Source organism: Streptomyces sp. NPDC037271 (genome assembly GCF_055603605.1).
In genome coordinates, this window is the sequence record NZ_JBVJVN010000018.1 from 97,488 (window position 1) to 106,968 (window position 9,481).

6 protein-coding genes are annotated in these 9,481 nt (G+C 72.4%); 5 read left to right on the plus strand and 1 reads right to left on the minus strand.

Going from position 1 to position 9,481, the window contains the following annotated elements:
• Positions 1–113 precede the first annotated feature (113 nt).
• Complete coding sequence (locus ACZ7G3_RS26070; RefSeq protein ID WP_426521930.1) at positions 114–866, minus strand: FadR/GntR family transcriptional regulator; 753 nt, start codon at positions 864–866, stop codon at positions 114–116.
• A 185-nt stretch (positions 867–1,051) separates the two neighbouring features.
• Here ACZ7G3_RS26070 and ACZ7G3_RS26075 point away from each other — a divergent pair, with 185 nt between their 5' ends.
• The 5 genes from ACZ7G3_RS26075 to ACZ7G3_RS26095 all read left to right on the plus strand — a co-directional run bounded on the left by ACZ7G3_RS26075 (position 1,052) and on the right by ACZ7G3_RS26095 (position 9,237).
• Positions 1,052–2,605: an ABC transporter substrate-binding protein gene (locus ACZ7G3_RS26075; protein WP_470928449.1), complete on the plus strand. Its 1,554-nt coding sequence runs from the start codon at positions 1,052–1,054 to the stop codon at positions 2,603–2,605.
• Between the two features lie 294 nt (positions 2,606–2,899).
• Positions 2,900–3,850, plus strand: a complete 951-nt coding sequence (locus tag ACZ7G3_RS26080) for an ABC transporter permease (RefSeq protein WP_470928450.1) — start codon at positions 2,900–2,902, stop codon at positions 3,848–3,850.
• Positions 3,850–5,841 (plus strand): dipeptide/oligopeptide/nickel ABC transporter permease/ATP-binding protein, encoded by a 1,992-nt coding sequence (locus tag ACZ7G3_RS26085; protein ID WP_470928451.1) that lies wholly within the window; start codon positions 3,850–3,852, stop codon positions 5,839–5,841. Before ACZ7G3_RS26080 ends, ACZ7G3_RS26085 begins: the two co-directional genes overlap by 1 nt.
• Positions 5,838–6,860: an oligopeptide/dipeptide ABC transporter ATP-binding protein gene (locus tag ACZ7G3_RS26090; protein WP_426601977.1), complete on the plus strand. Its 1,023-nt coding sequence runs from the start codon at positions 5,838–5,840 to the stop codon at positions 6,858–6,860. The genes ACZ7G3_RS26085 and ACZ7G3_RS26090 overlap by 4 nt, the downstream gene beginning before the upstream one ends.
• A 100-nt stretch (positions 6,861–6,960) precedes the next feature.
• Positions 6,961–9,237, plus strand: coding sequence for a PI-PLC domain-containing protein (locus ACZ7G3_RS26095; RefSeq protein WP_470928452.1), 2,277 nt, complete (start codon positions 6,961–6,963; stop codon positions 9,235–9,237).
• The last annotated feature ends 244 nt before the right edge of the window (positions 9,238–9,481 follow it).

A 9,481-nucleotide genomic window follows, 5' to 3' on the forward strand; every position in this document is an offset into this window, starting at 1 on the left:
AAACACCTCCACACTCCCCCCCCCCCCCCCCCCCCCTCCCCCTCCCCCCCCCCTCCCCCCCCCCCCCCCCCCCCCCCCCCCCCCCCCCCCCCCCCCCCCACCGCCGGAGCCGGTCAGCGGCGGGCGCGGGCCTCCGCGATCCGCTGCCGCACCGGCGCGTAGTGGTCGGTCAGCGCCGCCGCGAACTCCACGGGATCCCGGTCCCGCACGGCGTCCACGATGCGCTGGTGGTTGGCGATGGTGGCCGCCTCGTGCTCGTGCGTGAAGACGTCGAGGTGCGGTGCGACGATGACGTAGACGTCCCAGAACGCCGTGGACAGCTGGCCGATGAGGTCGTTGCCGAGTGGCGCGAGGAGCAGGGTGTGGAAGGCGCGGTCCGCCTCGACGAAACCGTGCCCCTCGCCGGCGCCGGCCCTGCGCATCTCCTCGACGTGCGCGCCGAGGCGGGTGATCTGCTCCTCGTCGAGGGACGACACGAGCCGCTCGGCCATGCCGCGTTCGAACAGTTCGCGCACCTCGATGAGGTCGCTCATCACCTGGAAGTCGTCGTCGGGACTGAGCAGGCCGCGGAAGGTCAGGCTCTCCACCAGGGCCGACAGGCTCAGCCGCCCGACATAGGTGCCGTGTCCGTGCCGCACCTCGACGATGTCGAGCGCGGTGAGGATCCTGATCGCCTCCCGCACGCTGGAGCGGCTCGCGCCGAGCGCCTCGCACAGGGCGGGCTCGGTCGGCAAGGGGTCCCCCGGGCGCAGTTCGTTGCGCAGGATGTAGGCCTTGATTCCGTCGACGACCTCCTGACGCAACGGTTGTCGTGCCGCTTTGGGCTCCGGCACCGTATGCCGAATCGCCCTTTGCCCCACCGCCACCTCTTGACCCCTCTCATTTGCCCAGCTACGTTCCCACATTACCAAGCATCAGACATCAGACGTCTGATGCGCCGTCGGTGAGGCGCCGACCACACTCGCCTCCTCCACCGCTCGACCATCTCATCTCCCGCATGGAGGACTCCTTGTCCGCGCGCAGTGCAGCCGGCGTCGATCGCCGCACCTTCATGAGATACACCAGCGCCATCGGTGTGGCGACCGCGGTCACCGCGGGCCTGTCGGCCTGCGGAGGGCCGGCTTCCAGCGGGGACGGTGCCGGTGCACCGGGCAGCGGCGGCGACACCATCGAGGCCGGCATCTCCTACCCGCTCTCCACGGGCTTCGACCCGATGATCACCTCGGGCGCGACCCCGTACGCCGCGAACATGCACATCTTCGAGGGCCTGGTGGACCTCGATCCCGCCACTTTGGTGGCGCGGCCGGCCCTGGCCACCGGGATGCCGAAGAAGATCAACGCGACGACCTACCGGGCCACCCTGCGCCAGGGAGCGACGTTCCACGACGGTTCGGCGGTCACCGCGGACGACGTGGTGTTCAGTTTCGAGCGCGTGCTGGACGAGAAGAACGCCTCGCTCATGGCGCAGTTCGTCCCGTTCGTCGACAAGGTCACCGCGGTCGACGCCTCGACGGTCGAGTTCAAGCTGAAGTACGCCTTCGCGCTCTTCCCGTCCCGTATATCCGTGGTGCGGATCGTGCCGGAGAAGATCGCCGGCGCCGACGCCAAGACCTTCGACGCGAGGCCCGTCGGCTCGGGCCCGTACCGCTTCGTGTCGGCGGTCCGCGAGGACAAGATCGTCATGGAGGCGTACGACAAGTACAACGGCCCGCACCCGGCCAAGGCCAAGAAGATGGTCTGGCGGCTCATGTCCGACCCGTCGGCGCGGGTCAGCGCCCTCAAGTCCGGGCGGGTCCAGGCCATCGAGGACGTGCCCTACATCGACGTCGAGGGCTTCACCGGCAAGGACAAGGTCGAGTCCGTCCAGTCCTTCGGACTGCTGTTCCTCATGTTCAACTGCGCCGACCAGCGCTTCGCGGACAAGCGGGTGCGGCAGGCCCTGCACTACGGGCTCGACACCGAGAAGATCATCTCCACGGCGCTGCTGGGCAACGCCGAGGCCGCCACCGGATACGTGCCGGCCACGCACCCCGACCACCACAAGGCCTCCACCGTCTACCGGCACGACCCGGACAAGGCCAAGAAACTGCTCGCCGACGCGGGCGTGGGCAAGCTCTCCTTCACGCTGCTGCTCACCGACAACGGCTGGATCAAGGACATCGCGCCCCTGATCAAGGAGAGCTGGGCGGCGATCGGGGTCGACGCCAAGCTCGACATCGCCCAGTCCCCCGCCCAGTACGCCAAGATCGACAAGGGCCGCTTCGACGCCCTGGCCGCGCCGGGCGACCCGTCCGTCTTCGGCAACGACGCCGACCTGCTGCTGCGCTGGTTCTACTACGGCTTCTGGCCGGAGAACCGCTACGGATGGAAGGGCTCCGCCGCCTACAAGCAGACCAGGTCGCTGCTGGACAAGGCCGCGGCGGAGGCCGACGCGGCGAAGCGCAAGGCGCTGTGGGGCCAGGTCACCGACCTGGTCGCCGACGAGGCCGCCCTGTACCCGGTGCTGCACCGCAAGCTGCCCACCGCCTGGCGCGACGGGACACTGACGGGGTTCAAGCCGCTGCCCACCACCGGGCTGTCCTTCATCGACGTCGGCCGGGCATAGGGGTTCGTTCGGATCCTGCCGGGGTCGCGGGGGCCGGCACGCACTCCCCACTGCCTGAAGGGCGTGGGCGGTGCCCCAGCAGCGTCGTCGTCGGTTGCCAGGGCTCGCGCTGTCGCCCTCCTCCGCCCGCGGCTGCACGTACCAGGCCCCGCCCGGCCCCGACGGCAAGGCGCCGTTCCCCGGAGCCGGCCTGATCCGCACGACACCCCCTGATCCGCACGCCCAGGCCGTCGGGCCGCCGCCGCGCCACCACGGGCCGCGGCGGCCCCCGCTCCAACCTCTAGGAACCTCACGATGGTTGCATTTCTCCGGCTCGCGCTGCGCCGCGTCGCGATGATGCCGGTGATGGTCCTCGGCATCGCGCTGCTGGTCTTCGTCGTCCTGCAGTTCTCGCCGACCGATCCCGCGTACAACGCGCTCGGCGACTCGGCGAGTCCCGAGGCACGGGCCGCGTTCGCCGAGGCCAACGGGCTCGACGACCCCCTGCCGGTACGCTATTTCGCCTTCCTGGGCGATCTGGTGCGAGGGGACCTCGGTGTCACGATGTCGCCGAGCCAGCCCGTCACCGACCGGATCGCCACCGCGTTCCCGCTCACGCTGCAGCTGACCCTGCTTGGCCTCGCGCTGGCCATCGTGCTGGCGCTGCTCTTCGGCGTCCTCAGCGCCGTCTACCGGGACCGCTGGCCGGACCAGGTCTTCCGGGTGCTGTCGATGGCCGGGATCGCCCTGCCCTCGTTCTGGGTCGGTGTGCTGCTCATCCAGCAGTTCGCGCTGAACATGCCGCTCTTCCCGACCGGTGGCTACGTCAACCCGGCCGACTCCCTCTCCGGCTGGCTCGAGAGCCTGACCCTGCCCGCGCTGTCCCTCGCGCTGCCCGTCGCCTCCTCACTGGCCCGCCTGATCCGCACCTCGATGGTCACCGAACTCGACCGCGACTACGTGCGCACCGCCCGGGGCAGCGGCCTGCCGCCCTTCCTCATCATCCGGTCGGTGCTGCGCAACGCCCTGGTCACCCCGCTGACCGTGCTCGGCGTCAAGGTCGGCTACATGCTCAGCGGCGCCGTCGTCATCGAGGCGATCTTCGACCTGCCCGGCATGGGCAAGCTGATCCTCGAAGGCGTCAACGGCGGCGACGTCGGGCTCGTCCAGGGCACCGTGCTCACCATCGCGGTCGCCTTCCTCGTGGTCAACGTCGTCGTCGACCTGCTCTACCTGCTCGTCAACCCGCGCATCAGGACGGTGTGATGTTCGCCCCAAGCTCCCTCGCCGCGCGGCTGTCGCAGCCCGGCGCCCGCCTGCGCCGCCTGCCCGTGCCCTCCCGGATCGCCCTGGGAATCCTGCTCGTGGTCGTGCTGGGCGCGGTGTTCGCCCCGCTGCTCACCCAGGACCCCCTGGCCACCGGCATACCCGCCCAGGCGCCGGGCGCCGACCACTGGTTCGGCACCGACCGGGCCGGCCGCGACGTGTTCGCCCGGGTCGTGCACGGCGCCCGCTACTCCCTGGTCATCGGTCTCGGCGCGACCCTCCTCGCCCTGGTCCTCGGCTCGGCCCTGGGCGCGCTCGCCGCCACCTCGCGCAGGCTCGCCGACGAGTCGGTGATGCGCACGCTCGACATCGTGATGTCGTTCCCGCCGATCGCGCTGGCCGCCGTGCTCGTCGCCGTCTTCGGGCCCAGCGTCCCGGTCATCATCTTCACCATCGCCTTCGTCTACTCGCCCTCGCTCGCCCGGGTCGTACGGGCCAACGTGCTGGAGCAGTACGGCGAGGACTACGTCGCCGCGGAGCGGGTCATCGGCGCCCGCCGCGGTCACATCGTGGCCCGGCACGTCGCCGTCAACTGCGCGGCGCCGGTCCTGGTGTTCGCGACCGTCATGGTGGCCGACTCCATCATCTTCGAGGCGAGCCTGTCCTTCATCGGCGCCGGTGTGCAGGACCCCGACCCCAGCTGGGGCAGCGTCCTGGCCTACGGCCGGCAGATCCTGCTCTCGGGCGGCTGGTGGGCGACGCTCTTCCCCGGCCTGTGCGTGCTGATCACGGTGCTCGCGCTGAACGTCCTGTCCGAGGGCATGACGGACGCCGCCGCCGCTCCGGACAGGTCCCGCACCGGTGGCACCGACTCCGACTCCGACTCCGACTCCGACGAGCAGGCCGCCGCCGCGCCCGGGGCGGAGACCGCCGACGTGGACGCCGCGCTCGCCGAGCTCGCCGCACGGCTCGCGGCCACGGAGCCCGCCGTGCCGCCGGTGCGCGAGGACGCGCCCGAACTGCTCGTCGTGCGCGACCTGTCCATCCGGTTCCCCGACCGCTACGGCGACACCCGCGTCGTCGACGGCATCTCCTTCACCGTCCGCGAGGGCGAGACCATCGGACTGGTCGGCGAGTCGGGCTGCGGCAAGTCGATCACCAGCCTCGCGATCATGGGCCTGCTGGCCCGCAACGCCGAGGCCGAGGGCGAGATCCTCTACCGGGGCCGCGACCTGCTGAGGATGTCGCCGAAGGAGCGCCGGGCGCTGATGGGCCCGGCGATCGCCATGGTCTACCAGGACGCCATGTCGTCCCTCAACCCGTCCGTGCTGATCGGCACCCAGCTGAAGTGGCTCACCTCCCGCGGCGGCACCCGTACCCCCGCCGAACTGCTCGAACTGGTCGGCCTGTCCCCCGAGCGCACCCTGCGCAGCTACCCGCACGAGCTCTCCGGCGGCCAGCGCCAGCGCGTGCTGATCGCCATGGCGCTCTCCCGCGGCCCGCGGCTGCTCATCGCCGACGAGCCGACGACCGCGCTCGACGTCACCGTGCAGGCCCAGGTCGTCGAGCTGCTGGTGAGGCTGCGCGACGAACTCGGCTTCGCGATGGTCCTGGTCTCCCACGACCTGGCCCTGGTCGGCGACCTCGCCCACCGGGTCGCGGTGATGTACGCCGGCCAGGTCGCCGAGGCCGGCGACACCCGCTCGCTGCTGACCGACCCGGCGCACCACTACAGCCGCGGTCTGCTCGGCTCGGTCGTCTCGCTGGAGTCGGGCGCGGAGCGACTGCACCAGATCCGCGGCGTCGTGCCGGCGCCCAAGGCGTTCGGCCCCGGCTGCCGGTTCGCGTCCCGCTGCGCCGCCGCCACCGAGCTGTGCGCCACCACCCCGCCGCCCGCCGCCGACCGCGACGCCGCGCGGGACCACCTCTTCGCCTGCCACCACCCGGCGCCCGAGAAGCGGTCGGCCGAGTCGCTGGAGAGCGCCCGATGACCGCGCGGAAGGACACCGCCATGGACCCTCTCGTCCGACTCGACCACATCCACGTACGTCACAAGGCCCGCAGCGGGGGCATCCTGCGCCGGGACGCCGTGCACGCCCTCACCGACACCTCCCTGGAGGTCCGGCGCGGCGAGATCCTCGGCCTGGTCGGCGAGTCGGGCTGCGGAAAGTCCACGCTGGCCCGCGTGGTCACCGGACTGCAGCGCCCCACCGAGGGACAGGTGTACTTCCGGGGCCAGGACCTGTGGAAGATGAGCGCCGCCGAGCGCCGTACCGGGTTCGGTGCCGCCGTCGGCGTGGTCTTCCAGGACGCCTCCACCGCGCTGAACCCGCGGCTGTCCGTCCGGCAGATCCTGCGCGACCCGCTGGACGTGCACCGTCGCGGCACCCGTGCCGAGCGCGAGCGGCGCGTCGAGGAACTCCTCGACCTGGTCGGCCTGCCCGGCCACACGCTGGACGCGCTGCCCGGGCAGCTCTCCGGCGGCCAGCGCCAGCGCGTGGCCATCGCCCGCGCCCTCGCCCTGGAACCGGAGCTGATCGTCGCCGACGAGCCCACCAGCGCGCTGGACGTGTCGGTGCGCGCCCAGATCCTCAACCTCCTGGTGGATCTGCGCGCCCGCCTCGGTCTGGGCATGGTGTTCATCTCCCACGACGTGCAGACGGTGCGCTATCTGGCGGACCGTATAGCGGTGCTGTACCTGGGCCGGGTCGTGGAGGAGGGCGGTGCCGCCCAGGTCTCCGGCGCCTCGCGCCACCCGTACACCGAGGCGCTGCTCTCCGCCACGCCGAGCCTGCTGGAGCGCCCCGAGCGGATCGTCCTGCACGGCCCGGTGCCGTCGGCCACCCATCCACCCTCGGGTTGCCCGTTCCGCACCCGCTGCTGGAAGGCGGACGACGCGTGCGCCACCGCCTTCCCGGCGGCCACGGACGGTCCCGGGGGCGGACATCGCTGGCACTGTGTACACCCTCAGCGGAGCACGGCCGAGGAGGAAGCCCCGAGCGGAGGCTGATCCGACCGGCATCGGCCGGCCGGGCCGGGGCATGCGTGTGGTGGCGTTCTCGGCTCGGACGCCGTGTCGCACGACGGTCGGCCGGAACGAGAATGGGGCCATGGACGGACTGGTTCGGCGCCCGCCCCGGCGCTCGCCCTGGGTCGCGGTGCTGCTCTGGTGCGTCGCGGTGCTGAGCCTGACCGTCCTGGCCGCGGCCGCCGTCGTGCGCGGCACCGTGCTCGATCCGGAGTTCTACGGCCAGGCGCTGGAGGACGAGCAGGCCTACCAGCGGTTCTACGACGAGGTGCTGGTCGACCCGGCCAGTACGCCCCTGGCCCAGGAACTGCTGGACCGGCTGCCCGTTCCGCAGTCCACCATCACCTCGAACCTCAAGGTGGTGATCCCGCCGGAGACGCTGCGGGCCATGGGCGACCGGCAGATCGCCGAGGTGATCCACTACCTGGAGGGGAACCGCGACCGGCTGCGGGTCACGGTCGACCTGGAGCCCGTCGTCGCGAACGTCGAACGGCTCAGCCAGGCCTACTTCGGTGACGCCGTCGCCGCCCTGCAGCAGCAGTCGGAACCCGACTTCCAGGCCTTCGTGCAGCGTCTGTCCGAACTCACGGCGCAGGTGGTGGCCGGTGAGGCGCCACTGGAGGGCCTGCCGTCGCTGCCGCTCTCCCCCAGCCAGGCGGTCGCGGCCACGGACGCGCTGATGCGTCTGGTGCCGACGGCCGCGCGGGCCGGCACCAGACCCGGCGTGCAGGCGGCGATGGACCGGGGAGACGTGGCCTCGGCACTGGCCGCGGTCGCGCCGGTCGCCCTGACCGACCAGGTCCGGGCAGCCGCCGCGGAGTTGTTGCGGGAGGCGAACGCGGGTACGTGGGTCATCACCGTCGATGTCGATCCCGCGCACGAGGCGCTCGCCCCGGTGGACCGCGCGCGTGCCGTCACCCGCCTCTTCCAGGAGGTGGTGGAACCTGCGGCGGCCGTGCTCTGTGCCGCCGCGCTCACGCTGCTGTGGTTCGCCACACCCTCCCCCGCCAAGCGCCGGCTGATACCGCTCGGCTGGGTGCCGACCGCCGCCGCCTCACTGCTGGCGCTGACGGTCCTCCTTCTGCGTCTCACACTGGGCGACACGCTGTTCGGCACCCCCTCCTCGTGGCCCCCGGCGGCGTCGGACCTCATCGGCGACATCCAGGCGACCGCTCTGGACGGGCTCCTGACCACCGCCACCGTGGTCGCGGTGATCCTGCTGGCCGCGGGCGCCCTGCTGATCACCGTCGGGTGGGTCTGGCAGACCGGGCCCGGGATGCCGGTCCTCACCGATCCGCGGCACGGCCCGGCTCTGACCTTCGCCGTCACGGCGTGCGCGCTCGTCGGCACGATGCTGGCGCCGGTGGCCATCACCGGCTCCTCACCGCGCATCTGCCAGGGCAGCGCCGAGCTGTGCGACGCCCGCTACGACGAGATCGCCCAGCTGGCGTCGCACAATGCGATGGCCACGACGGCGGACCGGTTCATCGGCCCCCTCCAGGACCCCGACATCGTCGGCCAGCTGGGCGCCGGGGTGCGCGTCCTGCTCCTCGACACGCACCGGTGGGAGCGGCCCGAGGAGGTCGCGGACCGACTGAGCACCTCGGACTTCTCCCCCTCGCTGCGCCGGCGGCTCACCGGGATCCTGGAGCGGGTCAACCCTCCCCACCCGGGCCTGTGGCTGTGCCACTCGGTGTGCGGTGCCGGGGCCCTCGAACTGGTGCCCACGCTGCGGCAGATCGGTGCGTGGCTGCGCGCGAACCCCACGGAGGTCGTCACCCTCGTCCTGCAGGACGGTGTCGACTCCGCGGCGAGCCGGAGCGCCTTCCTGCGGGCCGGACTCTCCGACCTGCTGTACGAGCCGGACGCCGACCCGGACCGCCCGTGGCCGAAGCTGGGGGACATGATCGACAGCGGCCGGCGCCTGGTCGTCTTCGCGGAGAAGGCCGACGGGCCCGCGCCGTGGTACCGGAACTTCTACCGGTACGGCATGGAGACGCCCTTCGCGTTCCGCAGTCCGGACGAGATGTCCTGCCTGCCGAACCGGGGCGGCGCGGACAAGCGGCTGTTCCTGCTCAACCACTTCGTCACGGCGGGCGGCGGGCGCCGGCTGGACGCCGGGACCGTCAACTCCCGGCAGCGCGTGCTGGAGCGGGCGCACACCTGTGAGCGGCAGCGCGGCAGGCCGGTCAACTTCATCGCGGTGGACTACGCGACGATCGGCGACGCGCTCGGCGCGGTCGACGAGCTCAACGCCGAACGCCGGCAGGACGATTCCCGCTTCCCGGCCGGACGGTCACCCGACAGGCTCCCCGGCGCGCGGGGAACGCGCCCCTCGGACGCGGGGCAGGAGAGCTGACGGACGGTTCCGCGGGCCCCGCCGGGCAGGGGCCCGCCCGGCGACGCCGTGGCGTTCCGCGTCGCCGGACGGCTGCTGCCGGCGGTCCCGGGCCGGGCCGTGGGCCGGCCCCACCGGTCGACGAGGAACGGATGGGCCGGGGCCGCGGGCGCTGGGGTTGGGGGAGAGACCCCCCCAGGGGGGGGGGGCCCCCCTGGGACCGTTCACCCTGTTCCGGACCTCCCCCAGAAGGTGTCCAGAGACA